Origin of the sequence: Maricaulis sp. (assembly GCF_048270095.1) — a bacterium.
Classification (GTDB): Bacteria; Pseudomonadota; Alphaproteobacteria; order Caulobacterales; family Maricaulaceae; genus Maricaulis.
Genome location: NZ_JBLWTL010000023.1, coordinates 13855 through 38021 on the forward strand (window position 1 = coordinate 13855; position 24167 = coordinate 38021).

A 24167-nucleotide genomic window follows, 5' to 3' on the forward strand; every position below is an offset into this window, starting at 1 on the left:
GAAGCGGGAAAATTCGCGCGCCGGCACACCGGCTTCACTCGCCCGGACGGAAGCGTTCGGTCATGACATGGCGGTCGCCTGGATGGGTCAGGCGGGCGAGGGTGACGACGGCCTCATTGTGAAAGGTTCGCCGCTCGAGCAGCAGGCAGGCATCGCCGGGCTCGATATTCAGGCGCTTGGCCAGGCGGGTATCGGCATTAATGGCGGAGACTGTGTGCTCGGCGGCGGTCCAGGGCGTCGCGGCCAGCAGCCAGGCACCGGGCGTGGTGGTGGTGAAATCCTGGCGCGCGGCTGCGGGCAGCAGGGCCAGATTGATCCAGCGTTCCTCCAGTTCGACGACATCGCCATCGGCAGTGTGGAGGCAGACCAGATGCTGTACCGGTGCACCCGGCGCAAGGCGTAGCCGGGCGGCGCGCTCGGAACTGGCAGCGACGGTCTCATCGGTCAGGCATTGATAACCATAGGTCTGGCCGCGTGCCGGGATGGCGGTCGACATATCGACGATCTCCAGCATCGCCGAAGGCGAGGGTGGTGGGGCGACGAAACTGCCTGTGCGGCGGCGGCGGATGATCAAGCCGTCCTCGGTCAGTTCACGAAGCGCGCGATTGACGGTCATGCGGGCGGTGCCGAAATGCGCCGCCAGCTCGGCTTCGGCGGGTATGCGATGGCGTGGCGGCCAGATGCCCGAGCGGATATTGCCCAGGATGGCCCGCCGGATCTGGTCATAGACCGGGCCGGAGCCATCAAGGCTGAGATCGCCGGCCCATTCCCTCATTGATCAATCGCCGTGCGAATATCGAGCATGGCGGTGCGATAGGCGGCCTCGATGCGGTCGCGGGTCAGTGCACGCCCCTCGCGCACGACGCATTGGCCGCCGACATAGACCTCGCTTACCAGACGGCTATCGCCGCAGAACAGCCAGCTATCCAGGCGCGCATCCCCGGACCGCCCGACCAGGGTCGGGTGATGATCGTCGAGAATGACGAAATCGGCACGCTGCCCGGCCTCGATCCGGCCCGAAGGCTGTTGCAGCGCCTGATTGCTGCCGCCCAGCGCGGCATCGAACAGGCGGCGGCCGGTGCTGCCACCGGGTGGAGCCAGGACATTGCGCCGCTGCGCCTGCAGGCGCTGCCCGTATTCCAGCAGGCGGATATCCTCGGCCAGGTCGATGCGGATATGGCTGTCGGAACCAATGCCGATACGGCCATGATCGGCCAGATAAGCGCCGGCATTGAAGAAGCCATCGCCGAGATTGGCTTCGGTCAGCGGGCACAGGCCGGCCACGGCCCCGGAGGCAGCCAGCATCGCGGTTTCAGCGTCACTCATATGGGTGGCGTGGATCAGGCACCAATTCTGATCGACGCTCTGGGTGTCGAACAGGTATTCGACCGGGCGTTTGCCGGTTGCGGCGAGGCAGTCATCGACTTCTTTTTGTTGTTCGGCGGCATGGATATGCACCGGTCCCCCTTCGCTCAGGGGCAGGATCGCGGTGATCTCGGCGGCCGAGACGGCGCGTAAGGAATGGGGCGCAATCCCGAGCACGCCGTGGTCGATCGTCGTCAGATGACGTTTGGCCGACGCGAGAATGTCGGCGAAATGATCGAGCGTATTGATGAAGCGGCGCTGGCCCGGGCTGGGCGGCATCTCGCCGAAATTGGAATGGCGGTAGAGCACTGGCAACAGGGTGAGGGCGATGCCGGTCGCCCCGGCGGCGGCGCAAATCCGCCCGGCCATCTCGCCGATATCACTATAGGCCTGGCCGTGCTGGTCGTGGTGCAGGTAATGGAATTCGCCGACCGAGGTAAAGCCGGTCTCCAGCATTTCGCAATAGACCAGCGCCGCCATTGCCTCGACATGGTCGGGGGTGAGATTATCGTTGAAGGCATACATGATCTGGCGCCAGGACCAGAAACTGTCCTCGCCGGGGCCGCGCCGCTCTGACAGGCCGGCCATGCCGCGCTGGAAAGCATGGGAGTGGACATTGGCCATGCCGGGGACGGCAACACCCAGGCGCCGCGCTTCGGGACCGGGCGGCGTGTCAGGGCTGATACTGGCAATCCGGCCGTTGGCATCGACCGTGATCTCGACATTGCGGGCCCAGCCACCGGGCAGGAGAATCTCGGCGAAGTGAAATTCGGACATTGACAGGCCTCCCGGCTGGACAGACTCAGACACGCGATTTAATTGTATAGACAATTACGCGGAATTGAAGGGCCGTTCAATGCGTTTCGACCGATTACTGACCCATGCCAGGCTCGCGACCATGGTGCCGGGCGAGGTGGCCTACGGTGCCTTGCTCGATGCGGCGATCGGGATTCGCGATGGCCGCATCGCCTGGATCGGACCGATGTCGGAGGCGCCGGAAACGGCGCTGGAAGCCGAAAGTCTCGATGGCCGCTGGGTGACGCCCGCCCTGGTCGATTGTCATACGCATCTGGTCTTTGCCGGTGACCGGTCGGACGAATTCGAGCGCCGTCTCGCCGGTGAGAGCTATGCGGAGATTTCCAGATCCGGCGGCGGGATCCGCAAGACCGTCGAGGCGACGCGCAAGGCGGGGGCGGCCGAGCTGGCGGGCGGGGCGCTGTCGCGGCTTGATGCGCTCTCGGCTGAAGGCGTCGGCACGATCGAGATCAAGTCCGGTTATGGCCTGACCTATGAGAGCGAGCTGGCCATGCTGCGGGCGGCGCGTTCGCTCGGCCTCGTCTCGGGCCTGCGTGTGTCGACGACCTTGCTGGCGGCGCATTCCATTCCGGTTGAATATGAAGGCCGCTCCGGGGCCTATATCGACGAGGTCTGCATCCCGCTGATCCGCGAGGCCGCGCGCGAGGGGCTGGCCGATGCGGTCGATGCGTATTGCGAGAGTATCGCCTTTTCGCCGGAAGAAATCCGCCGTCTGTTTATTGCCGCCAAGGCGGCCGGCTTGCCGGTGAAACTGCATGCCGACCAGCTCTCCGACACGGGCGGTGCCAAGCTTGTGGCCGAATTTGATGGCCTGTCGGCGGATCATCTCGAATTCACCAATGATGCGGGCATTGCCGCCATGGCGAAGGCGGGCACGGTGGCCGTGATCCTGCCCGGCGCCTTTTACGGCATCGGCGAAACACAGAAACCGCCCGTCACGGCGCTACGCAAGGCGGGCGTGCCAATGGCCGTGGCGACCGATGCCAATCCGGGCACTTCGCCGATGGTGTCCTTGCTGACCGCGGCCAATATGGCCTGCAACCTGTTTGGCATGACCGTCGAGGAAGCGCTGGCCGGTGTCACTCGCGAGGGCGCCCGGGCGCTGGGTCTGGCGAAAGAGATCGGAACGCTGGAACAGGGCAAGCGCGCCGATCTGGCGATCTGGGATGTCGAACGTCCGGCAGAAATTATTCAATGGATCGGGTTGCGGCCGCTGCATGGCCGCATCCTCGGGGGAGAATGGCTTTGAGTGCGATTCAAATCAGGCCGGGCCAGATGGCGCTGGCGGACTGGCAGGCCATCTATCGCGGCGCAGCCGCCACAATTGATCCCGACGCGCAGGCGGGCGTTGATGCCGCCGCGCGAACCGTGGAGGAGCTGATCGCTTCGGGCCGCGCCGTCTATGGTCTCAATACCGGTTTCGGCAAGCTGGCCCAGACGCGTATCGCCAATGACGAACTCGCCATCCTGCAGGAACGCCTGGTCCTCTCGCACGCCGCCGGGATTGGTGAGGCTTTGCCGGCCAATATCGTGCGCCTGGTCCTGGCGCTGAAGATCGCCAGTCTCGGACGCGGCGCGTCCGGCCTGCGCTGGTCGACGCTGAAGGCGCTGGAAGATCTGCTCACGCATGATGTCTTGCCGGTGATCCCGGCCCAGGGCTCTGTCGGGGCCTCGGGCGATCTGGCACCGCTGGCGCATATGAGCGCGGCGCTGATCGGCCATGGCGAGGCCTTCTGGCGCGGCGAGCGCCTGCCGGCTGCGGAGGCCCTCAAGCGCGCCGGGCTCAAACCGGTCGAGCTGGGCCCCAAGGAAGGCCTGGCCCTGCTGAACGGCACCCAGACCTCGACCGCGCTGGCGCTCGCTGCCCTGTTCGGCATCGAGGCCGGTTTCAAGGGCGCGCTGCTCTCCGGTGCGATGAGCCTGGATGCCGCCAAGGGCTCGATCGCGCCGTTTGATCCGCGCATTCATGAACTGCGTGGCCATCAGGGCCAGATCGACGTTGCCGCCGCATTGCGCGGCCTCGCTCAGGGCAGCGAAATCCTCGCCAGCCATAGTGTTTGCGAGAAGATCCAGGACCCGTATTGCCTGCGTTGCCAGCCGCAAGTGATGGGCGCTGTGCTCGACCTTTTGCGTCAGGCTGGCCGTACGCTCGAGATCGAAGCCAATGCGGTGACGGACAATCCGCTGATCTTCACCGATACCGGCGAGGCGATCTCCGGCGGTAATTTCCACGCCGAGCCGGTCGCCTTCGCGGCCGCCCCGCTGGCGATGGCGGCCTGCGAGATCGGCTCGATCTGCGAGCGGCGTATCGCGCTTCTCACCGATCCGGCGGTCAGCGGTTTGCCGGCTTTCCTGACGCCCAATCCGGGCATCAATTCCGGCTTCATGATCGCCCATGTCACCGCTGCCGCCCTGGTGTCGGAGAACAAGCAGAAAGCCTATCCGGCCAGCGTCGATTCCATCCCGACCAGCGCCAATCAGGAAGACCATGTCTCGATGGCCACGCATGGCGCCGTGCGTTCGCTGAAAATGGCGGAAAACCTCCACGCCGTGGTCGGGATCGAATTGCTCTGCGCCGCGCAGGGAACCGATTTCCATGCACCTGACCTGTCCTCGGACCCGGTGGAGGCGGCCAAGGCGATCTTGCGCCGGCATGTGGCTCCCTATGGCGATGATCGCTATTTTGCGACAGATATCGCCGCGGCGCGCGATCTGGTCGCCAATGGTTATCTGGTCGCGGAAGCCGGCGATTTGCCCGGAGTGGTTTGATGGATTTGTATACGCTTGCAGCCGGCACCAGCCCGCTGGTGGTTTCAATGCCGCATTCCGGGCTTGCCCTGAGTGACGGCCTCGCCGAACGCCTGACGCCGCAGGCGGCCAGCCTGCCCGACACAGACTGGCACGTGCCGCAGCTCTATGATTTCCTTGAAGGCCTGGGTGCCTCGACCATTCGCGCCAATTATTCGCGCTATGTCGTCGATCTCAATCGCGCGCCGAATAATACCTCGCTCTATCCGGGCCAGGCGACGACGGACCTGGTGCCGCTGACCCTGTTTGATGGATCCCCGGTCTATCGCGAAGGCCAGGAGCCCGATGAAGACGAGCTGGAAGCGCGGCGCACCGATTATCACGACCCTTATCACAAGGCGCTGACCGAACTTCTGGTCGAGACCCGGATGGAGCATGGTTTTGCCCTGCTGTGGGATGCCCATTCCATCACCGATGAAGTGCCGCGCCTGTTTGAGGGCGTCTTGCCCGATCTCAATCTCGGCACGGTCGGCGGCGAAGCCTGCGACCCGGTGATCGAACGCGCCGCCCTCAAGGCGATGATGGATCACGAGGAATACGCCTCGATCGTCAATGGCCGTTTTCGCGGTGGCTTCATCACCCGTGCCTATGGCCGGCCCAATCAGAATATCCATGCGGTGCAGATGGAACTGGCCCAGTCGGCCTATCTCGACATGGGCAGCAAAGCCTTCGACGAGACCAAGGCCGCCGTCCTGCGTGTTGCACTCAAGGACGTCATGACAGCGGCCCTGCGGGCTGCGGAAAACCTCTATTCTGGAGAGATGAGATGACCTCAACCCGGCTCGACAATGCGCGCGTGATCCGTGCCAAACGTGGCAATGAACTCGATGCCTTGAGCTGGGCCACAGAAGCGCCGCTGCGCATGCTGATGAATAATCTCGACCCTGAAGTCGCTGAAAAACCGGAAGAACTCGTCGTCTATGGCGGGATCGGCCGTGCGGCGCGCGACTGGGAGAGCTATGACCGCATCGTCTCCACCCTGAAACGGCTCAAGGATGACGAGACGCTGCTGGTCCAGTCCGGCAAGCCGGTCGGTGTGTTCCAGACTCATTCCAATGCGCCGCGCGTTTTGATCGCCAATTCCAATCTGGTGCCGCACTGGGCGACTTGGGAACATTTCCGCGAGCTCGATAGACGAGGCCTGATGATGTACGGCCAGATGACGGCCGGCTCCTGGATCTATATCGGCAGCCAGGGCATCGTGCAGGGCACGTATGAGACTTTTGTCGAAGCCGGGCGCCAGCATTATGGCGGGGACCTGGCAGGCAAATGGATACTCACCGGCGGGCTTGGCGGCATGGGCGGTGCCCAGCCGCTCGCGGCAACCATGGCGGGCGCGTCCATGCTCGCCATCGAATGCCAGCCGAGCCGGATCGAGATGCGTCTCAAGACCGGCTATCTCGACAAGCAGGCCGGTGATCTCGATCAAGCGCTGGAAATGATTGACGAATCCTGCGCCAAGGGCGAGGCCGTCTCGGTGGGTCTGCTCGGCAATGCGGCCGATGTTTTCCCCGAACTCGTCAAGCGCGGCGTCCGTCCCGATATCGTCACCGACCAGACCTCGGCGCATGATCCGGTCAATGGATATCTCCCGCTCGGCTGGAGCCTCGACAAGTGGGAATCCATGCGGATTTCCGACCCCGATGCCGTCTCGAAAGCCGCCAAGAAATCCATGGCAATCCAGGTCGAGGCGATGCTGGCCTTTCATAAAGCGGGCATTCCCACCGTCGATTACGGCAATAATATCCGTCAGATGGCCTTCGACGAGGGCATCTCAAAGGCCTTCGATTTTCCCGGCTTTGTCCCCGCCTATATCCGCCCGCTCTTCTGCCGCGGCGTCGGCCCGTTTCGCTGGGTCGCGCTGTCCGGTGACCCGGAGGATATCTACAAGACCGATGCCAAGGTCAAAGAGCTCATCCCCGACAATCCCCATCTCCACCGCTGGCTCGACATGGCCCGCGAGCGCATCCAGTTCCAGGGCCTGCCGGCGCGGATTTGCTGGGTCGGCCTCGGCGAGCGCCATCGCCTCGGTCTCGCCTTCAACGAGATGGTCCGCACCGGCGAGCTGAGTGCCCCCGTGGTGATCGGCCGTGATCATCTCGACAGCGGTTCAGTGGCCAGTCCCAATCGCGAGACCGAAGCCATGCAGGACGGCTCCGACGCCGTCGCCGACTGGCCGATCCTCAACGCCATGCTCAACACCGCATCCGGCGCCACCTGGGTCTCGCTCCATCATGGCGGCGGCGTCGGCATGGGCTATTCCATCCATTCCGGCCAGGTCACCCTCGCTGATGGTACCGACGAAGCCGCGGTGCGCGTGGGACGCGTGTTGTGGAATGACCCGGCGACCGGCGTGATGCGCCATGCCGATGCGGGTTATGAAATTGCGAAGGATTGCGCGAAGAGCCAGGGGCTGGATTTGCCGAGTGTGGGGTAGGGGCGTTCTCGCCAAAATGATCAGGCTTCTCGCCGGGATATGGACGCTGGCGTCAGTCCTATTGACGATCTGGTTCGGTCGGCTTTTCGTGATGGTCTACTGGAATAGTCGCGCCTGCTTCGACGAGAACGGCCGCTGCTTCCTCGACGGTGTCGTGCATCACGATACGAGCTTCATCTATCTCTGGATCGCCTCGCTGGCGGCCGTGTCCGCGCTGGCCGGGGCCGTGATCGCCAGACGGGGCGGTGGTCTGTGATCTAGACGGGGTCAGGCCCTGACCCGCTATCCAGGCTCGGCACGCAAGAGCCGCTCTATCTCCGCCGCATCCTCGCGTCTGGCAGCCTCCTCGGCGGCCTGCCGGCCGGGGTCAATCGTTGAGCCTTCGCCCGTCCGGGTGACGCGACATATCCCTTGGAGCGGGTGTCCTGGTGTGGCGATCATCGCCGCGTTGAAGCGGCGCACATACTCACGCAGAGACTCATTGGCTTGCACCCGCTCTGGGTTGCCGGAGCCCGCATGGTCATCGCTTCCGGCGATTCTTGTTTCGATATCCGGTTGATCGAGTGCGTCTGTGCAATGGAGACCCTCCAGCCAGTCGACCCGTCGCGTTGACCACACGGCCAGTCGAATATCCCCATTGTCGGCAGCGGCGGCTGCATCATTCTCGGGGCGGTTCTGCTCCAGAGCGTTGCCCAGAGTTAGGCGCTCGAAATGCCACCAAGGCAGCACGTCGGGCGCCAGCAAGCCGTCAGGCATTGTGGCGGCCTCGATATAGGAACGGTGACGTTGCCTCAGCTCGTCGGGCAGCCACGGCTCGGCGGGGGAGGGCTGGTCCTCTCCCAGATCAAACAAGGACGCCTCACTCTCGGTAAAGGACTCCTCGTCCGCGGAGACGGGGTGGCAGATTTGTCCGAGCGGGTGGTCGGCCTCGGCGATAATGACGTGATTATAGCGGCGAATATAGTCGCGCTGATACGGAAGGCTATGCTCCAATCCGAGCTCGGTGTGTTGTGCGATGAAGGCGAAGCGTGTTTGCCAAGTCCGCAAGCGCGGATCCTCCATGCACTGGATACCGTCGAGGATGAGGCCAAAATAATGCGCCTTGAAGCCGGCCAGCCGGTCATCATTCGCGTCCAGTGCAGAGCGGGCGTCCTGCTCGGGTCGGCTCTGGGCGAGCGCGCGTTCCAATGCGGCGCTCTGCGTTTCCATCCAGCCGCGGCGCAAACCCTCGGTGTCGAGGCCATCATTCCGGGACTGTTCGAGATACGCGACGCGTTCGCGCTGGATATCGGCCGGCAGCCAGGTGGTGAGGTGAGGCTCATCGGGCGCCTGACTGGAGGTCAGCAGAATTGATGCGATCAGGCCACCGAGATTGAAGCTCATCAAAACTGTACTCCCGACCCTTGCGCCGCTCCGCTGCCGGGAAGGATGTGCGCCGAATTGTCGAAGTCAAGCGAGACGTCGCGTCAGCACGTCAGCCATTTAGGCCAGAGAATTCCATTTACCGCTTGCCGCCACCCCGGTGGCCCACTGGCTGACAAGCGATCAATGGATTGGTCTGCGCCAGGGCGCTTTTTCTGAGGGACGTGCACCGATGGTCCGCGCCCCTCATCGAAAATGAACAGAATTATGCGAAATGCTCAGCGCTGTCTGCCAGTCTGCCATTGTCCCGCGAGGGGGCGTGGAGCCGCCTGCAGGCTGGCGATTTGCTAATGACAGAGGCATGACACCCTGTCGCCGTCTGCCATTCATTATCCCGGTCAGCGGCGATCCTGATGCGGGAGGTCTTCATGGGCCAACAATGTCAAAGAGCGATGCGCGCACGATTATAGCGCAGGTGCGGTGGGGGGCGGATTGCGACGTCTCGTTTTTCCGTCAATGACAGGCGCTCGGCCAGGCGGCGAGGGGCGCGTCCCTTTGGTACGCGCCTCCGGGGAGGTTGTCCTTTGTCCGTCGCCACTTGCGTCCGCGCCACAGGCTGACGGCGAGACAGGGTTTTCGCGGCACGGGATTGCCTCGCCCGGCATCCCGCTTCACGCCGGCCGGCCTTGATCCTAACGTCCTCCCATCACCACCAAGGGGACTCCCATGCGCACACTTCTCGCCGCCGCCACATCGCTGATCGCCCTGACAGCTGCTGCCCAGGCCCAACCTGATGGCTGGAGCGAGGCGGAGATTGCCGCGCTCGATACATCGATCCAGCAGATGATGCGGGAGGAGCAGGTTGTCGGTCTCGCCTACGCGCTGGTTGATCACGGCGAAGTCGAACATGTCGCCGCTTTTGGCTATCGCAATCTGGAGCAGGCTTGGCCGCTGGAGACCGATACCGTCATGTATGGCGCCTCGCTGACCAAGGCGGCCTTCGCCTATCTCGTGCTGCAGCTGGTCGATGAGGGCCTGATCGATCTCGATACCTCGATCGCCGAATACCTGCCGCGCCCGCTGCCGGACTATGCGACGGACGATGACGACTGGTCCGATCTCGCCGACCAGCCGCAATGGCGGGATTTGACGGCGCGCATCATCTTGTCCAACGGGACCGGCTTCGCCAATTTCCGCTGGCTGGAGGAGGATGGCCGCCTGCGCTTTCACTTCGCGCCGGGCGAGCGCCAGACCTATTCCGCCGAAGGCTTCTACATCCTTCAGCATGTGATCGAGGCCGGCCTTGGCCTGGGTGTGAAAGCGGAGATGCAGGCCCGAATTTTTGACCGCTTCGGCATGACCGACACCTCGATGCAATGGCGCCCGGATTTCCGCGACAACCTCGCCGACGGCTATGCCATGGACGGCACATTCGAGCCCCATGACGAGCGCTCCGGCGTGTCTGCTGCCGGCTCGATGGATACCAGTATTGCAGACCAGGCGCGCATGTGGGCCGGCTTCGTGGCCGGCGATGGCTTGAGCGAGGCGGCGCGGGCCGAATTCGTCGCGCCGTCGCAGATCATCCGTTCACCGAGCCAGTTTCCCACCCTTACGACTGAGGAAGACCCGCGTGCGGCCGCCATCTCACTGGCCGCCGGGCTGGGTGTGATCACCTATCAGGACGAGACCGGCCACTGGTTCGACAAGGGCGGTCACAATCCCTGGACCGGCAATCGGGCGATCTGTCACGAAGAGACGCAGCGATGCATCGTCCTGCTCGCCAATTCAGTGCGCGCCGAGCTGATCTATCCAGCGATCACCGAGCTCGCGATGGGGCCCAACCCGGTGCCGTGGTGGTGGGTTTATCCGGAGCAATTCGCGGATTAGCGAGCGTCAGCGCAGGTGTGGGCGGCGATAACGCGGCTCCTGCGCGGGCGAAATTTTCGGGAAAATATAGCGCACAGGGGACGCAGTTCGTGATTGTCCCGCTTGTGAGGGGCAATCCGGATTTGTAGCACGAGCCGGTCATTTTCGAGGGACAGACCTATGGATATTACCAATACGGCAGCAGAGCAGCGGGGCTGGGCCCGTCTGACGGGGCTGGCCTATCTTGTCATCATCGCGGGGGCGTTATTCTCCCAGATCGCCGCGCGGGGCGGACTGATCGTCGCCGGCGACCCACAAGGCACGCTTGACGCCATTCGCGCTTCGGAAGATTTGTGGCGGCTGGGCTTTGTCGCGGAGATTATCGCGTTTTGCGCCGATGTGCTTGTCGCCTTCGGCTTCTACGTCATTTTGAGGCCGGTCAGCCGGAATCTCGCATTGCTGGCGGCATTCTTTCGTCTCGTCATGGCGGCGGTGCAAGCACTTAACATGCAGAATCATTTCGATGTCTTGTTCCTGATCGACGATGCAGCCTGGCTCACAGCTTTTGACCCGGCCCAACTCGCGGCCATGGCGATGCTGAGCCTGAAGGCACACACGGCGGGCTATATGATCGGCCTGGTCTTTTTTGGGTTTGGCAATGCCGTCCTTGGCTTCGCCCTGCTTCGCTCGCGCTACGTGCCAGCGCTGATTTCCTTCCTGGTCATGGTCGGGGCATTGGCGGTGGCCGGCGGGTTGATCGCAATCTTCCTTGACCCGGCGATCAGCCAGATCATCAGCCCCTGGTATATGTTGCCGACCTTCTTCGGCGAAGTGTTGCTGGCCCTGTGGCTGGTGATCATGGGGGTGAAAATACCTTCGGCATCCAAGGCCGGATGACAAGTCGGGCCTGGCCCAATAGAAGGGGTTCCTGCGCAAACTTGCCCCGGGAGCCCCTTCATGTCCGACGCTTTCTACTCTGACCTGACCGCCGAACTGAAACAGATCGAGGCCGACGGGCTGTACAAGCGCGAGCGCATCATCACTTCGGAGCAATTCTCCGAAATCGACGTGAATTCAGAGGGTTCCAGCCATCACGTCATCAATTTCTGCGCCAATAACTATCTCGGTCTCGCCAATCGGCCCGAGCTGATCCAGGCCGCCAAGGATACACTCGACAGCCATGGTTTCGGGCTGGCTTCGGTGCGCTTCATCTGCGGCACCCAGGACATCCACAAACAGCTCGAGGCCAAGATCGCCGCCTTTACCGGCTGTGATGATGCCATCCTCTATGCGGCGGCGTTTGATGCCAATGGCGGCGTGTTCGAGCCGCTGCTGGGGCCGGAAGATGCCATCATTTCAGATGCTTTGAACCATGCCTCGATCATTGACGGTGTGCGCCTGTGCAAGGCGAAACGCTATCGTTATGCCAATTCCGACATGGCTGATCTGGAAGTCCAGTTGAAGCAGGCGAAAGTCGATGGTGCGCGCCATGTTTTGATCGTCACTGATGGCGTGTTCTCGATGGATGGCTATATCGCCAAGCTCGCGGAAATCGTCGATTTGGCAAAGAAATACAATGCCTTGACCATGGTCGATGATTGCCACTCCCATGGCTTTATGGGCGCTCGTGGGCGCGGTACGCCGGAGCATTGCGGTGTGTTTGGCGAGATCGACATCATCACCGGCACGCTCGGCAAGGCGCTGGGCGGCGCGATGGGCGGATTTACAGCGGCGCGTCAAGAGGTTATCGATATGCTGCGGCAGCGTTCGCGGCCCTATCTCTTCTCCAATTCGCTGGCACCGGCCATTGTCGGCGCCTCGCTGAAGGCCTTCGACATGGTTGCCGAAGGTGACGCGTTACGCACCCGCCTGTTTGCCAATGCCCGGCTGTTCCGTGACCGTATGTCTGCTGCAGGCTTTGATCTGCTGGACGGCGAACACCCGATCATTCCGGTGATGCTCGGCGATGCCAAACTGGCCCAGGCAATGGCCTCGAAACTGATGGATGAGGGCGTCTATGTCACCGGCTTCTTCTTCCCCGTCGTCCCCAAGGGCAAGGCCCGTATCCGCACCCAGATGAGCGCCGCCCACACGCCGGAAATGATTGACCGCGCGGTTGCGGCGTTCACCAAGGTGGGCAGGGAGTTGGGGGTTATCTGAGCGCGGGCGACCTATACCCTCGGTACGTCTCCCTGCGGAGCAGGGCTTTGAGCTCTCCACTGCGCCCTAAACGATTGAATCGCGCAGGATTACGCGCAATGGTTCGGCGCAAAGCGGGGGATATGCACGCGGATGCCATCGAGTTCCAAATTGCCATCGCGTCTCGGCGCGCTGAACCTCATTACCTATATCGTGATCTTGGGGGCCGGGCTGGGATTATTGCTGATCCCGGCGGCCGCAGGCTATCTGGCAATCCATGAGTACAACGCGGCCCCGCTGGCGGTCTTGATGGCGCTCAATGTGCTGGTACTCGGTCTGGCCGCAACGGCGGTGCGGTTCAAGGGCGGTGAGGCCTGGTGGTGCGTCTATATTCTCGGCGCTGCCAATGTCTCGGTCTGGCTGATTGCCGCCCTCGATGTCTCGCTTGTCTGGGAAGTTATCGAACGCGAAAGATGGGACAGGGTCTGGCTCGCGGGGCTCATCCTGCCGGCGATTTCCCTGGCCTGGGTCGGGATCGTGCTCAGCTCGGATCGGAAGGTTGAAATTGATTCCGGGGCCGTGATCGACGCAGTCCTGCACCCGGAGCCGGAACCGGTGGCGCAGCGCGCTTCGAAGCCAATGCTTCAGCGCCTGGGATCCCTCGCGATCTACACAGCCCGGTTCGCGATTATCGCGCTTTGCGTGGTTCAGTTATTCATCATGGCGGCGGGGCTGGTCCTGTCCATCTACTCCGTCCAAATCGTCATTCTCTTCGAAGATCGGCCGATTCCACCAGCCAGAATGGGTGAATTTCTGGCCGGTCTCAGCGGGCTGATGTTCGAGCAATACCTGGAACTCGCGCGGCCGGTGGCGATCGCGACAGTCAAATACGTCGTTGTAATCATGCTGTTTGTGACAGTGGTCGGGGTGCCGCTCGGGATGGCTCTGGAACACGGGTTTAGATTGCTGAACCAAAACCGGAAGGCTTTGCCGGAAGCGTCCCGCGTTTGGATCGAAGCCTCGGCGCGGGAGATGATGCAGTGGTTTTCCACGCGTCCGCACAAGCGATTGGACGGCTTGGTTACCACACTGACTATCGTTCTCACCATCTCGTTGGGATGGGCGCTATTCTCGCTTCCCAGCTGGCTGCTCGCAGATTGGATGAATGGCGTAATTTTCCCGGTCGATACCGAATTATTCCGCGAACGGCCCGGCGGGTTCGGGATCGTTGCCGGCGGGATTGCGGGGTTTGTGGTTTTCATTATTCTCGGGATGGCCGGCGCTCAATTAATGCCCGGCTTGAGGGGCTATTGGGCGTCCCACAATCGGGCGCGGATGGAGCGCCAGCCTGAACTTATGTTGCAGGAAACCCTCGCCGGGTTGGACAGCGCCGCCAGTAAGGGCTGGTACTCGATGACGGCCCCCTTTGATCCGGAGGCCTTTCTGCATCGCTGGCTCGGCCGGAGCGTCAATGGTGCAAGGACGATCCTGCTGGTCTCGCTGCCGGTTATTCTGGCGATGACCGCCGTTGATGCCTTCTGGTTCCGTTCCTGGGGCGAGGACGCGCTGAGGCAATCCGGGCCGTTCGAGTTCACGGTGCATGAGCGGCCCTATGCCGATGCGCTGCGTGTCGAGACCAGTTGCTATGTCATCGACACTGAGGATGACGGTGCACAAGCCAATACCGGCTACCTCATCGTCTTCGATGAGGCGCACCGGTTCAGATTGCTGAGAAAGATGAACACCGTGCAAATCGAGCGTGCGGAAGTGATCGATCGCGCCCTGCGAACGGCGGGCGTCCCGGTTATCGAAACCCTCGCGCGGCAGCAGGACGAACCCGACCGGGCGGCCTGCTATGCCCTTCTGCGCGGTCGCTTTGGCGACGTTGCGCCGCGACTGGAAGCGATCTTGACCGGTTCCACCCCCTGATCTGACCAGCCCCCACGCCCGGAGCCCCCGCCATGCAAGTCACCAATGAAGTCCTCCCCACCGACCCCAGGCAGATCGAGGCAATGATGCAGCCCGGTCCTGCCGGGCCGGTCTTCATGGTCAATCTGTTGAAATTCAAGGACAAGGCCGAGTATGCCGACGGGCGCCAGTGTGCGCTGTCGGGGCGCGAGGCCTATAATATTTACGGCAAGGCGATCATGGAAGTCCTGCCGGAGTTTGGCGGCAAGCTGGTCTTTGTCGGCAATACGAGTTTTCTCGCCCTCGGCCAGGTCGAGGAGCTGTGGGACGAGGTGGCGATCATCATGTACCCGGATCGCGGCGCGCTGTTGCGCATGTCGCTCTCGCCAGCCTGGCAGGCAATCGCGGTTCATCGCGAGGCAGGGCTGAAGGGCCAGCTCAATATCGAGACGGTGATGCCGCCAGCCCTGCTGGCGGGCCTCGCCAAGGGCTAAGGCGCTAGCTCGCGGTCTGGTGTTGACACTGCCCGTCTGCTCGCAGATTCAAGGGGTGGCGGCGGAGTAACGGGCATGGCTTTCGAGACAGATGCGATCATCATCGGGGCGGGCGCCGTCGGTCTGGCGACGGGGCGGGCGTTCGCGCTGCGTGGTCATGAAACCCTGGTGCTCGAAGCGCAAGGCGCGATCGGGCAGGGGATTTCCTCACGCAATTCAGAAGTCATCCATGCCGGGCTGTATTATCCCACCGGTTCGCTGAAGGCGCGGCTCTGCGTGCTGGGGCGGCAATTGCTTTATGCCTATCTCGACAAATATCACATCGCCCATGAGCGCTGCGGCAAGCTGATCGTGGCGACCCAGCCGCACGAGGCGGCGCGGCTCGAGGCGATCTTCCGCCAGGCGCAGGACAATGGCGTTGAAGGGCTGCAACGGATGACCGGCGCCCAGGCGCAGGCGATGGAGCCGGAGCTCAGTGCGGTGGCCGCGATTTTCTCGCCCGATAGCGGCGTGATGGATGCACATGGCTATATGGCCAATATGGCTGGCGAAATTTCCTCGCTCGGCGGCGCTGTCGTGGTCAATACGCCGTTTGCCGGCGCGCCGCCGCTGGAGGGCGGCGGCTTTGTCGTGCGCACCGGCGGCGAGGCCGCGACAGAGGTGACGACGCGTTATCTCGTGATTGCGGCCGGACTCGGGGCCCAGGACGCGGCGGCACTGGTGGATGGTTTCCCGGCTGGGACGATCCCGCCGCTACACTATGGCAAGGGCGTGTATTTTACCTGTGCCGGCAAGGCCCCGTTCAGCCGCCTTGTCTATCCGCTGCCGATACCGGGCGCCCTGGGGACGCACTATCGCCGTGACCTTGGTGGCCAGGCCCGCTTCGGCCCCGATCTCGATTTTGTCGATGCGCCGGACTACACGGTCGACCCGGCGCGGGCCGGCGCCTTCTATGACACGATCCGCCGTTTCTGGCCTGGCCTCAAGGATGACGCCCTGGTGCCGGATTATGCCGGTATCCGCCCCAAACTGCACGGGCCGGGTGAGCTGCAGACCGATTTCCGCATTGATGGCGCCGATCAGCACGCGATTGCCGGCCTGATCGCCCTGTTCGGGATCGAAAGCCCCGGCCTGACGTCGTCCCTGGCGATCGGGGAAGCCGTTTGCCAGCGCCTGGGCCTGACCGGGACGTCCTGATCGAGGCCAGAGCTTGCACTTCGTGCAGTAATGACTTTCTGCCGCTCCCGTCTGGTCCGACCTTTGGCCGATATCCCCCTCTGGAGGACGCACAGCCTTGCGGGAAACTGGGTTGGCTCGATTGTACTCACAGCGTTTGGGTCCAGCCAAAGAAATGTTGCCAGTAGATAACTGCGACAACCGTCTGCGACCCAAACCAAATTAGCACCCAAGCGACAAACCTAGTGTTTGTGCGACGTTTTCTTTTCATGAATTCCCTGAATCTGTGATGGGTTCTTATCACGTCATTTTTTGTTTCAGCAAAGACGTTCATGTCTTTTGTAAAATCTTTTGGGTAGATCCATGGATTGAACTTATTTGGTTTAAGCGCGAAAGGCACATTTGAGTAAATATCTTCAGCTTTAAATGTTTGTCCTCCGAGGCCGTCGTACCAAAGTGGGAAGTCAATCAATTTGCTCTCCTCCCCGTCAGAAGAAGTTTTGTGCAAGCGGGGAGTGGCTACGCCGGCCGAAGTAAAAGATGGGGCTATATATAAATCCAATAGCTTTCCCAGCAATGGTATTTTGGATAGTTTTATTTTCGGGACGTAGGTTTTTACGAAAATCAACGGGATGTAGATCGGCGCAAAAATGGTGGGCAGAATCCATTTGAAAATCAGATCGCTCGGCGTGACAACTCTCGAAATTTGAAACTCGCTCTTCCCGCATAGTGTTGAGTAAAACCCCGTGTGAAAGTAACCATAATAATTACGTATTGGGGTCGAGATGACGAATTTGTCTCCAAACGCAGACCGTATGACTACTGGTTTTCCAGCCTCTTGAAGGCCGACTTTGTCGAGGGTTTCATTCAATTGCCGTGTCAGCCACATCACGCGGATCGTATTGTAGGGCCAGAACAGGACGCGGATGACTACGATGTCCAGCCAGTTGTACAACAAGATGAGGGTAAAAATCAGGGCGGGAGCAAATGTAAGCAGATAAACGCTACTGCTCTCGCCAAAATCCACGAAATTCAGTGTGAAAATCAGGTCGAATACGCCGAATGCTCCAGCGATCGCTAGAGGTGGTGCGGCCATGATAAGTAGTGCCCTGGCAAGGGCGCCGTAGTTCAGCTTTCCAAGACGGCTCAGGTATCTGATAAAAGCGGGGCCGTAAATCAGGCGCAACTTCTGTAAGGTCTCGGGGTCGTATTTTCCGTGCAAGGTCCGGAACCTCGGTTCATTAGCTGTTGATCGCGGGCTGACGCGCCGCGCGATGACGCAGGTAGGGCGGCGGGCAAGGGTAGTGCTGCCAGCTTAGAAATTGACGGTTTTTCTTGCGGTCTTCCAATCGACACCGTGTTTGCGGGCGATGGCTTTCAACTTTCCGCCTACAAGGTGTGGCAAAACCAAAAAATACGCGGCAAATGCCCAGATCGGGGCCGTTACCAGCCACAATGGGGCGAAAAACAGGCCGATTAGGAAGAGCGCCAGTGGCCAGAGAAGGTGCAAAAAGCTGAAGCCGCGAAACATCGGGTTCACTTCCACATTGTCCGATGTGATCACCATGGCCAGTGCTCGTCCGAGAAACCGTGTAAAGACGAAAATGCCTTCTTCACCGATTTCGATATGCTTTCCTATATTGGTGGCGACCACGACCTTGCCCGTCTTGAAGCGCCCATTATCGGTCTCGAAATCTAGATAGTCGTAAATCAGCTTGGCGTTCTCCTGGGAATAAGCACCTGTGGCGACCAAGCGCCCGCTGACCTCAACAACTTTGGCTCCGAACATGATTGCTCCCCGGCTTGTACTTGACTGTTTCCCCGCTCATTCAGGGCCTTGATCTGACAGGGGAGCCTAACCTCATTCCCAACTTGAAATCAACAACGCTTCCCGGACCTCGGACGCAATGGCTCTACCGCTCCGTGCAGAGCCGGGAGGAAGCGTCCAAACACTCCCAAGCCCACCACCCTTGACCTTGCTATGCGGTGGCAGCTTGATCTAGCTCAGAACTGCCAGACGGGGACAGGATATCATGCGTGCATCAAATTGGGCCTTCATCGCGACCATGGCACTGGCCGTCATCACACTGGTCTTTCCGATCCTGTTCGGCTCGCCGCCCGATCTCGGCGCGGCGCCGATGGCGGATGGATTTGTCACGCCGGTATTGGCGCTGGAGTTCGCCCGTTCGCCGGCCGATCTTGCTTTCCTGCAAGGCGATGATGCTGCGGCGCTCCGTGAATTCCTCATCCACACCCAATCACTCGACCGCTTCTTCCCGCTGGCCTATGCGGGCATGGCGGCGATGGCCTTCCTCGCGCTCGGCCTGCGCAATCCCGGTCGCTGGCTCGCCTGGGCGGCGCTGGCCGTGGCGCTGGTCACGATCGGCGCGGACTGGGCCGAGAATACGGTGATGAACCGGCTGCTCGCCGAGCTCGGCGCCGGGGCCGAGCCGCGCGCCGGTCTGCTGGCGGCGCTGTACGGGCATACCTGGATCAAATGGGGGCTGATCGCGCTCTATGCCGCCCTGTTCAGCGTGCTGATGTGGCAGGATCAGCGCCGATTGCTGGCCATTCCCGGCGTCGCCGCAGCGCTCGCGATCGCGGCGACCTGGTTGAGCGGGTCGAACGGGCAGGTTGCTGAAATCATGGGCGTGCTGCTCATTCCCTTCATGCTCACTTTCCCTCTGGCCGCACTGATGTATCTTCGCGGCAAATCCGCGCCATCGAAACCGGGCGCGTAGCAACAAAAAGTCGAGGGAGTCGTGATGAAAGCGCTGGTCAAGGCAAAGCCGGAAGAGGGTATCTGGATGGAAGACGTCCCGATGCCGAAAATCGGCCCGGACGATGTTCTGATCAAGATCCACAAGACGGCCATCTGCGGCACCGATATCCACATCTATAACTGGGATGACTGGGCCGCCAAGAATGTCCCGACGCCGATGGTGGTCGGGCATGAATATGCCGGCGAGGTGGTTGATCGCGGCGCCAATGTGAAGCGCGTCGAGATCGGCCAGCGCGTCTCCGGTGAGGGCCATGTGGTCGGCACACTGTCGCGCGCAGCCCGCGCCGGACGCTTCCACCTCGACCCCGACACGCAAGGCGTCGGCGTCAATATTCCCGGCGCTTTCGCTGAATATCTCGCCCTGCCGGCCTTCAATGTCGTCAAACTGCCCGAGGAAGTGACCGACGAACTTGGAGCCATCCTCGATCCGCTGGGCAATGCGGTGCATACGGCGTTGCAATTCGATCTGATCGGCGAGGATGTTCTGGTCACCGGCGCTGGCCCGATCGGGATCATGGCGGCCGCGATTGCGCGCCATGTCGGCGCCCGCCATGTCGTGCTGACCGATATCAATACCCACCGTCTGCACCTGGCCAGCCAGGTCGTGCCGCGCGTGCATACCGTCAATGTCGCCGAGACCAGCCTGAAAGACGTCATGGCCGAACTGGGCATGAATGAAGGCTTTGATGTCGGTCTGGAAATGTCCGGCGCGCCGAGCGCCATCGGGGCGATGCTCGAGAGCATGGTGATGGGCGGCAAGATCGCCATGCTCGGTCTGCCATCCAAGCCGATCCCGGTCGATTTCGGCTCGCTGGTCCTGAAGGCGATCACGCTGAAGGGTGTCTATGGCCGCGAGATGTTCGAGACCTGGTACAAGATGATCGCCATGCTCGAGAGCGGGCTGGATGTCAGCCGGGTGATCACGCACCGCTATGCGGCGGACGAATTCCAGAAGGGTTTCGACGCCATGCGCTCGGGCAAGTCGGGCAAGGTGATCCTGGACTGGACCCAGTCATGAGTGCGGGCCATCACGACGACGCCAAACGCGTGCCGCTGACCGGTTATGTCGAATACGGCCCCGCCGAAATGCTCAGCCGTGCGGCCGCCTTCGCCAAACATCTCAAGCGCCGCCGTACCGTGCGCGATTTCGCCGACCGGCCGGTTGATCCGGAAATCGTCAAACACGCGATCGACGCCGCCGGGACCGCGCCCTCAGGTGCCAATCACCAGCCCTGGCATTTTGTGGTGATCCAGGATCCGGTGCGCCGCAAGGCCCTGCGCGAGGCGGCCGAGAAGGAAGAAAAAGCCTTCTATGAAGGCAAGGGCGGCGAGGAATGGCTTGAAGCGCTGGCGCCACTCGGCACGGACAGCGCCAAGCCGTTTCTTGAGACGGCACCGGTGCTGATCGCCGTGTTCGCGCAAAAGCGCGGCGGCGAGCGCGCCGGGCAGGCGAAGAAGAATTACTACATCAATGAGAGCGTCGGCATTGCCTGTGGCTTCATGCTCGCCGCCCTGCACGAGGCCGGCCTGGTGACGCTGACCCACACCCCCAATCCGATGAAATTCCTCACCGAGATCTGCGAACGCCCGGTCGATGAAAAACCCTTCATGCTGATCGTCGCCGGCTATCCGGCTGAAGATGCGACGGTGCCGGAACATGCGCTGATCAAGAAAAGCGTCGGCGAGATCTCGAGCTGGCTTTAGGGCGCGCGGCGCCGTCGCGCGGCAATGGTCTGAAAGCATCACGCCCGGACTGTGAGGGGCCCGGGCGTGACGTCTGGAGGGTAAGTGCGCGTTTCGTGTGAGACCGCAAGAGGGGGGGAGGCGCGGTCTCTATTCCCGCACGCGCCGGCGGATAGCGGTGAAGCTCCAGATCAGGGCGATCAGCCAGCCAATCCCGGTCCAGCCCAGAAGCAGGTTGGTCAGGAAAATCGCAAAGCTGTTGTCATGGCCGCGCAACAGGGCGATCAGGGTCGGCATGAAGCCGATGATCAGAAATGCAATCGCGCCTTCGGGGCCCATCAGATGATACTCCATATCGGTTGTCCTTATCGACTTTCGATATGAAGTTATGACGCGCCGCGCGTTCGCGCAATATCTCCGGTGCGGGATTGTGCGTGCCCGCGTCCCGCCCAATGTAAACAGGCCCCGGCAATTGCCGGGGCCTGTTCGCGTGTCCTGTGTCTGTCAGAACCTAGCCGTCGACGGGCGGGAATTCATAGCCGGCATAAATCTCGCGCAGCTTGGTCTTGAGGATCTTGCCGGTCGCACCGATCGGCATTTGCTCAATGAATTCGACCGCATCGGGCAGCCACCATTTGGGCACCTGGCCGCGCAGATATTCGATGATCGAGGCCGCGTCGGGTTCGGCGCCTTCCTTGAGCTGGACCACCATCAAGGGGCGTTCCTGCCATTTCGGGTGCGGCATGCCAAAGGCGGCCGCCATGCCAACGGAGGGATGACCCATGGCGGCATTTTCCAGATCGATCGAGGAAATCCACTCGCCGCCGGTCTTGATGACGTCCTTGGAGCGGTCGGTGATGGTCATGAAACCATCGCCGTCGAGATAGGCGACATCGCCGGTCTTGAACCAGCCATCATCGGTGAAGCTCTCCGCGCCGGCCCCGCGATAATAGGAGGAGGCGATCCACGGGCCCTGGACCTGGACATGGCCGGAGGATTTGCCGTCCCAGGGCAATTCCTCGCCATCATCATTGACGATCCGCATGCCGACACCGAAGACCAGCCGGCCCTGTTTCAGCTTGACCTTGATCTGGGCTTCGCGATCGAGCGCGTCATGCTTGGGCAGGAGATTATTGACGGTGCCCAGCGGGCTCATTTCCGTCATGCCCCAGCCTTGCTGCATGATCACATCATACTCGTCCTCATAGGCGCGCAGCAGCGCCTCGGGCAGGGCCGATCCACCGATCAGCACGCGCTCGACACTGTCGATGCGCTTGCCGCTCTTTTGCAGGTATTGCAGCAGGCCAAGCCAGACGGTCGGCACGCCGGCGACGTAATTGACGCCCTCACTCTCGATCAGTTCGTGAATGCTCGGCCCGTCCATCTGGGCGCCCGGCATCACCAGCTTGGCGCCATTCATCGGCGCCGCATAGGGAATACCCCAGGCATTGACGTGGAACATCGGCACGACCGGCAGCAGCGTGCCGCGGGCACCGACGCCGATGACGTCGGAGGCCGAGCAGGCGAGGGCGTGCAGGACATTGGAACGGTGGGAATAGAGGACACCCTTGGGGTCCCCGGTCGTGCCCGATGTGTAGCACAGGCCGGCGGCGGTGTTCTCGTCGAACATCGGCCAGTCATATTGCGTGCTCTGATCGGCGATCAATTCCTCATAGGTCAGGCATTTGGTGGCGACGCCATCCTTGTGGCCGGCATCGGTCATCAACACCCAGTGGCGCACTGATTTGCACTGTTTGGAGATTGCGTCGATCAGCGGAGCAAAGGTCTTGTCGAAGAAGACAACCTTGGACTGGGCGTGATCGAGCATCCAGATCAACTGTTTGGGATCGAGGCGCGGATTGACGGTGTGGATCACCGAACCGATTCCCGACACCGCGTAATAGAGCTCGAAATGGCGGTGGGAATTCCAGGCGATGGTCGCGACGCGGTCGCCTTCGCGCACTTTCAGCTTCTTGATCAGCGCATTGGCCAATTGCTTGGTGCGCTGGTGGGTGGCGGCATAGCCCTGGCGGTGGATTTGACCGCTTTCCGGCAAGCGGGTGACAATCTCCTGATCGCCATGGCATCGGGCGGCGTGGACCAGAATGTCCGAAATCATCAACGGACGTTCCATCATGTGTGCGCGCAAGGTCATTATGTCTCCCCTTGGATATCAACCGGTTTCGCAGTGTTTGTTTTTTCTTATCAAAAGGCTTCCCGCGTCGCGGCGCAATCCCTTTGCGCGGCAGAGCTGAATTGCCTATGCATTTTGCACGTGTTTGGCGGTCGCTTGCGGCCTGATCTGGAGTATTTGCGCGATGTCATCACCGGTGTTCGACCTGCCTGGCCACAGCGATATTCTCGATGCTGCACAGCGATTGGCCGGGCATGCGGTGCGCACGCCGCTGCTGCGCAATGATGCTCTCGATGATCAGCTCGGTGCACGTATCTTCGTGAAGGCCGAATGCCTGCAGCGCACCGGATCATTCAAGTTTCGCGGCGCCTATAACCGTATCTCCCGGCTGAATGCCGGGGAAAAACAACGCGGTGTCATCGCCTATAGTTCCGGCAATCATGCCCAGGGCGTCGCCGCGGCAGCAAGGCTGGTGGGCACGCATGCCACCATATTGATGCCAACCGATGCCCCGGCAGCGAAGGTCGAGGGCGTGCGCTTCTGGGGCGGCAAGGTGGTGACCTATGACCGCGCGAGCGAGTCCCGCGAGGAAATCGGCGCGCGGATCGCGGCCGAGGAGGGGCGTGTACTCGTGCCGCCCTATGAGGATCGCTTCATCATTGCCGGACAGGGTACGGCGGGCCTGGAACTGGTCGAACAATTCGCCGAGCTGGGCCTGGCGCCCGATATCGTCTCGGCTCCTGCCGGGGGTGGCGGGCTGATTGCCGGCACCGGACTGGCAGTCAAACACGCTCACCCGGACGCGCAGATCTGGGCCGCCGAACCGGCGGAGTTCGATGATCACCGCCGTTCGCTCGAAGCGGGGAAACGCGTCGCCAATGCGCGCCTGACCGGCTCGATCTGCGACGCCATCATCACGCCGACCCCCGGCGAGCTGACCTGGCAGCTCAATGCCCGCCAGCTCAGCGGCGGCGTCGCCGTCAGCGATGATGAAGTGCTCGACGCAATGGCCTTCGCCTGGCGCCATTTCAAGATCGTGATCGAACCGGGTGCCGTGGTTGCCCTGGCCGCCGTGCTGTCCGGCAAGCTGGATGTCGCCGGCAAGACAGTCTGCGTGCTGGCCACCGGCGGCAATGTCGACCGGGCGGTGTTTGCGCGGGCGCTGGAGCGCGGATGAGGCGGGCAATGGTGACGTTG

At 61.9% G+C, this 24167-nt stretch carries 22 protein-coding genes; 15 read left to right on the top strand and 7 right to left on the bottom strand.

The features are described 5' to 3' along the window. Positions 1 to 34: 34 nt before the first annotated feature. A complete protein-coding gene (gene hutC / locus ACN0YJ_RS11950; protein ID WP_417496326.1) occupies positions 35 to 775 on the bottom strand; it encodes a histidine utilization repressor in 741 nt (246 codons plus the stop codon). After that, on the bottom strand, positions 772 to 2142 hold the full coding sequence (locus ACN0YJ_RS11955) for a formimidoylglutamate deiminase (protein ID WP_417496327.1): 1371 nt from the start codon (positions 2140 to 2142) through the stop codon (positions 772 to 774). The genes hutC and ACN0YJ_RS11955 overlap by 4 nt, the downstream gene beginning before the upstream one ends. 79 nt (positions 2143 to 2221) lie before the next feature. Between ACN0YJ_RS11955 and hutI the strand changes: the two genes are divergently transcribed. Genes hutI through ACN0YJ_RS11980 form a run of 5 tightly spaced genes read left to right on the top strand, consistent with a single transcriptional unit; the run spans position 2222 to position 7682 of the window. Beyond that, entirely contained in the window at positions 2222 to 3430 is a 1209-nt protein-coding gene (gene hutI, locus ACN0YJ_RS11960) for an imidazolonepropionase (RefSeq protein ID WP_417496328.1), read from the top strand. Beyond that, positions 3421 to 4950: a histidine ammonia-lyase gene (gene hutH / locus ACN0YJ_RS11965; protein ID WP_417496329.1), complete on the top strand. Its 1530-nt coding sequence runs from the start codon at positions 3421 to 3423 to the stop codon at positions 4948 to 4950. Before hutI ends, hutH begins: the two co-directional genes overlap by 10 nt. After that, positions 4950 to 5759 (top strand): N-formylglutamate deformylase, encoded by an 810-nt coding sequence (gene hutG / locus ACN0YJ_RS11970; RefSeq protein WP_417476357.1) that lies wholly within the window; start codon positions 4950 to 4952, stop codon positions 5757 to 5759. The genes hutH and hutG overlap by 1 nt, the downstream gene beginning before the upstream one ends. Next, a complete protein-coding gene (hutU, locus tag ACN0YJ_RS11975; protein WP_417496330.1) occupies positions 5756 to 7426 on the top strand; it encodes a urocanate hydratase in 1671 nt (556 codons plus the stop codon). Before hutG ends, hutU begins: the two co-directional genes overlap by 4 nt. A 16-nt stretch (positions 7427 to 7442) precedes the next feature. Beyond that, on the top strand, positions 7443 to 7682 hold the full coding sequence (locus ACN0YJ_RS11980; protein WP_417496331.1) for a hypothetical protein: 240 nt from the start codon (positions 7443 to 7445) through the stop codon (positions 7680 to 7682). Positions 7683 to 7708: 26 nt separating this feature from the next. Here ACN0YJ_RS11980 and ACN0YJ_RS11985 read toward each other — a convergent pair whose 3' ends face one another. Then, a complete protein-coding gene (locus tag ACN0YJ_RS11985) occupies positions 7709 to 8809 on the bottom strand; it encodes a hypothetical protein (protein ID WP_417496332.1) in 1101 nt (366 codons plus the stop codon). Between the two features lie 705 nt (positions 8810 to 9514). Between ACN0YJ_RS11985 and ACN0YJ_RS11990 the strand changes: the two genes are divergently transcribed. From ACN0YJ_RS11990 to ACN0YJ_RS12015, 6 genes are all read left to right on the top strand, one after another. Then, the gene (locus ACN0YJ_RS11990) at positions 9515 to 10675 is read left to right on the top strand and encodes a serine hydrolase domain-containing protein (protein WP_417496333.1); all 1161 of its coding nucleotides are present in this window, start codon (positions 9515 to 9517) and stop codon (positions 10673 to 10675) included. 159 nt (positions 10676 to 10834) lie between these two features. After that, positions 10835 to 11551 (top strand): DUF4386 domain-containing protein, encoded by a 717-nt coding sequence (locus ACN0YJ_RS11995; RefSeq protein WP_417496334.1) that lies wholly within the window; start codon positions 10835 to 10837, stop codon positions 11549 to 11551. Positions 11552 to 11611: 60 nt separating this feature from the next. After that, the gene (gene kbl / locus ACN0YJ_RS12000) at positions 11612 to 12814 is read left to right on the top strand and encodes a glycine C-acetyltransferase (RefSeq protein ID WP_417496335.1); all 1203 of its coding nucleotides are present in this window, start codon (positions 11612 to 11614) and stop codon (positions 12812 to 12814) included. A 132-nt stretch (positions 12815 to 12946) separates the two neighbouring features. Beyond that, positions 12947 to 14722: a hypothetical protein gene (locus ACN0YJ_RS12005; RefSeq protein ID WP_417496336.1), complete on the top strand. Its 1776-nt coding sequence runs from the start codon at positions 12947 to 12949 to the stop codon at positions 14720 to 14722. 32 nt (positions 14723 to 14754) lie between these two features. Continuing rightward, positions 14755 to 15195: a DUF1330 domain-containing protein gene (locus ACN0YJ_RS12010; RefSeq protein ID WP_417496337.1), complete on the top strand. Its 441-nt coding sequence runs from the start codon at positions 14755 to 14757 to the stop codon at positions 15193 to 15195. 75 nt (positions 15196 to 15270) lie between these two features. Beyond that, the gene (locus ACN0YJ_RS12015; RefSeq protein WP_417496338.1) at positions 15271 to 16392 is read left to right on the top strand and encodes an NAD(P)/FAD-dependent oxidoreductase; all 1122 of its coding nucleotides are present in this window, start codon (positions 15271 to 15273) and stop codon (positions 16390 to 16392) included. Positions 16393 to 16519: 127 nt separating this feature from the next. Here the strand turns inward: ACN0YJ_RS12015 and ACN0YJ_RS12020 are convergent, their stop codons facing one another. After that, entirely contained in the window at positions 16520 to 17593 is a 1074-nt protein-coding gene (locus ACN0YJ_RS12020) for a hypothetical protein (protein ID WP_417496339.1), read from the bottom strand. Positions 17594 to 17686: 93 nt separating this feature from the next. After that, positions 17687 to 18160, bottom strand: coding sequence for a hypothetical protein (locus ACN0YJ_RS12025; RefSeq protein WP_417496340.1), 474 nt, complete (start codon positions 18158 to 18160; stop codon positions 17687 to 17689). A gap of 244 nt (positions 18161 to 18404) precedes the next feature. Here ACN0YJ_RS12025 and ACN0YJ_RS12030 point away from each other — a divergent pair, with 244 nt between their 5' ends. From ACN0YJ_RS12030 to ACN0YJ_RS12040, 3 genes are read left to right on the top strand one after another with little or no spacing between them, the layout of a single operon-like run. Continuing rightward, positions 18405 to 19112, top strand: a complete 708-nt coding sequence (locus ACN0YJ_RS12030; RefSeq protein ID WP_417496341.1) for a hypothetical protein — start codon at positions 18405 to 18407, stop codon at positions 19110 to 19112. Positions 19113 to 19136: 24 nt separating this feature from the next. Then, positions 19137 to 20171, top strand: coding sequence for an L-threonine 3-dehydrogenase (gene tdh / locus ACN0YJ_RS12035; protein ID WP_417476346.1), 1035 nt, complete (start codon positions 19137 to 19139; stop codon positions 20169 to 20171). Next, complete coding sequence (locus ACN0YJ_RS12040) at positions 20168 to 20857, top strand: nitroreductase family protein (RefSeq protein WP_417476345.1); 690 nt, start codon at positions 20168 to 20170, stop codon at positions 20855 to 20857. The genes tdh and ACN0YJ_RS12040 overlap by 4 nt, the downstream gene beginning before the upstream one ends. Positions 20858 to 20986: 129 nt before the next feature. Here ACN0YJ_RS12040 and ACN0YJ_RS12045 read toward each other — a convergent pair whose 3' ends face one another. Both ACN0YJ_RS12045 and ACN0YJ_RS12050 read right to left on the bottom strand, forming a co-directional pair. Then, positions 20987 to 21190 carry a superinfection immunity protein gene (locus ACN0YJ_RS12045; protein WP_417476344.1) on the bottom strand — a complete coding sequence of 68 codons (204 nt, stop codon included), beginning with the start codon at positions 21188 to 21190 and terminating at the stop codon, positions 20987 to 20989. A gap of 157 nt (positions 21191 to 21347) precedes the next feature. Further along, positions 21348 to 22991 carry a long-chain-fatty-acid--CoA ligase gene (locus tag ACN0YJ_RS12050; protein ID WP_417476343.1) on the bottom strand — a complete coding sequence of 548 codons (1644 nt, stop codon included), beginning with the start codon at positions 22989 to 22991 and terminating at the stop codon, positions 21348 to 21350. 163 nt (positions 22992 to 23154) lie between these two features. Between ACN0YJ_RS12050 and ACN0YJ_RS12055 the strand changes: the two genes are divergently transcribed. Beyond that, positions 23155 to 24147, top strand: coding sequence for a threonine ammonia-lyase (locus ACN0YJ_RS12055; protein ID WP_417496342.1), 993 nt, complete (start codon positions 23155 to 23157; stop codon positions 24145 to 24147). Positions 24148 to 24167 lie beyond the last annotated feature (20 nt).

Excerpts from the sequence above, each read along its gene's own strand:
- hutC (WP_417496326.1), bottom strand. The coding sequence starts at position 775 with ATGAGGGAATGGGCCGGCGATCTCAGCCTTGATGGCTCCGGCCCGGTC.
- ACN0YJ_RS11955 (WP_417496327.1), bottom strand. The coding sequence starts at position 2,142 with ATGTCCGAATTTCACTTCGCCGAGATTCTCCTGCCCGGTGGCTGGGCC.
- hutI (WP_417496328.1), top strand. The coding sequence starts at position 2,222 with ATGCGTTTCGACCGATTACTGACCCATGCCAGGCTCGCGACCATGGTG.
- hutH (WP_417496329.1), top strand. The coding sequence starts at position 3,421 with ATGGCTTTGAGTGCGATTCAAATCAGGCCGGGCCAGATGGCGCTGGCG.
- hutG (WP_417476357.1), top strand. The coding sequence starts at position 4,950 with ATGGATTTGTATACGCTTGCAGCCGGCACCAGCCCGCTGGTGGTTTCA.
- hutU (WP_417496330.1), top strand. The coding sequence starts at position 5,756 with ATGACCTCAACCCGGCTCGACAATGCGCGCGTGATCCGTGCCAAACGT.
- ACN0YJ_RS11980 (WP_417496331.1), top strand. The coding sequence starts at position 7,443 with ATGATCAGGCTTCTCGCCGGGATATGGACGCTGGCGTCAGTCCTATTG.
- ACN0YJ_RS11985 (WP_417496332.1), bottom strand. The coding sequence starts at position 8,809 with ATGAGCTTCAATCTCGGTGGCCTGATCGCATCAATTCTGCTGACCTCC.
- ACN0YJ_RS11990 (WP_417496333.1), top strand. The coding sequence starts at position 9,515 with ATGCGCACACTTCTCGCCGCCGCCACATCGCTGATCGCCCTGACAGCT.
- ACN0YJ_RS11995 (WP_417496334.1), top strand. The coding sequence starts at position 10,835 with ATGGATATTACCAATACGGCAGCAGAGCAGCGGGGCTGGGCCCGTCTG.
- kbl (WP_417496335.1), top strand. The coding sequence starts at position 11,612 with ATGTCCGACGCTTTCTACTCTGACCTGACCGCCGAACTGAAACAGATC.
- ACN0YJ_RS12005 (WP_417496336.1), top strand. The coding sequence starts at position 12,947 with ATGCCATCGAGTTCCAAATTGCCATCGCGTCTCGGCGCGCTGAACCTC.
- ACN0YJ_RS12010 (WP_417496337.1), top strand. The coding sequence starts at position 14,755 with ATGCAAGTCACCAATGAAGTCCTCCCCACCGACCCCAGGCAGATCGAG.
- ACN0YJ_RS12015 (WP_417496338.1), top strand. The coding sequence starts at position 15,271 with ATGGCTTTCGAGACAGATGCGATCATCATCGGGGCGGGCGCCGTCGGT.
- ACN0YJ_RS12025 (WP_417496340.1), bottom strand. The coding sequence starts at position 18,160 with ATGTTCGGAGCCAAAGTTGTTGAGGTCAGCGGGCGCTTGGTCGCCACA.
- ACN0YJ_RS12030 (WP_417496341.1), top strand. The coding sequence starts at position 18,405 with ATGCGTGCATCAAATTGGGCCTTCATCGCGACCATGGCACTGGCCGTC.
- tdh (WP_417476346.1), top strand. The coding sequence starts at position 19,137 with ATGAAAGCGCTGGTCAAGGCAAAGCCGGAAGAGGGTATCTGGATGGAA.
- ACN0YJ_RS12040 (WP_417476345.1), top strand. The coding sequence starts at position 20,168 with ATGAGTGCGGGCCATCACGACGACGCCAAACGCGTGCCGCTGACCGGT.
- ACN0YJ_RS12045 (WP_417476344.1), bottom strand. The coding sequence starts at position 21,190 with ATGGAGTATCATCTGATGGGCCCCGAAGGCGCGATTGCATTTCTGATC.
- ACN0YJ_RS12050 (WP_417476343.1), bottom strand. The coding sequence starts at position 22,991 with ATGACCTTGCGCGCACACATGATGGAACGTCCGTTGATGATTTCGGAC.
- ACN0YJ_RS12055 (WP_417496342.1), top strand. The coding sequence starts at position 23,155 with ATGTCATCACCGGTGTTCGACCTGCCTGGCCACAGCGATATTCTCGAT.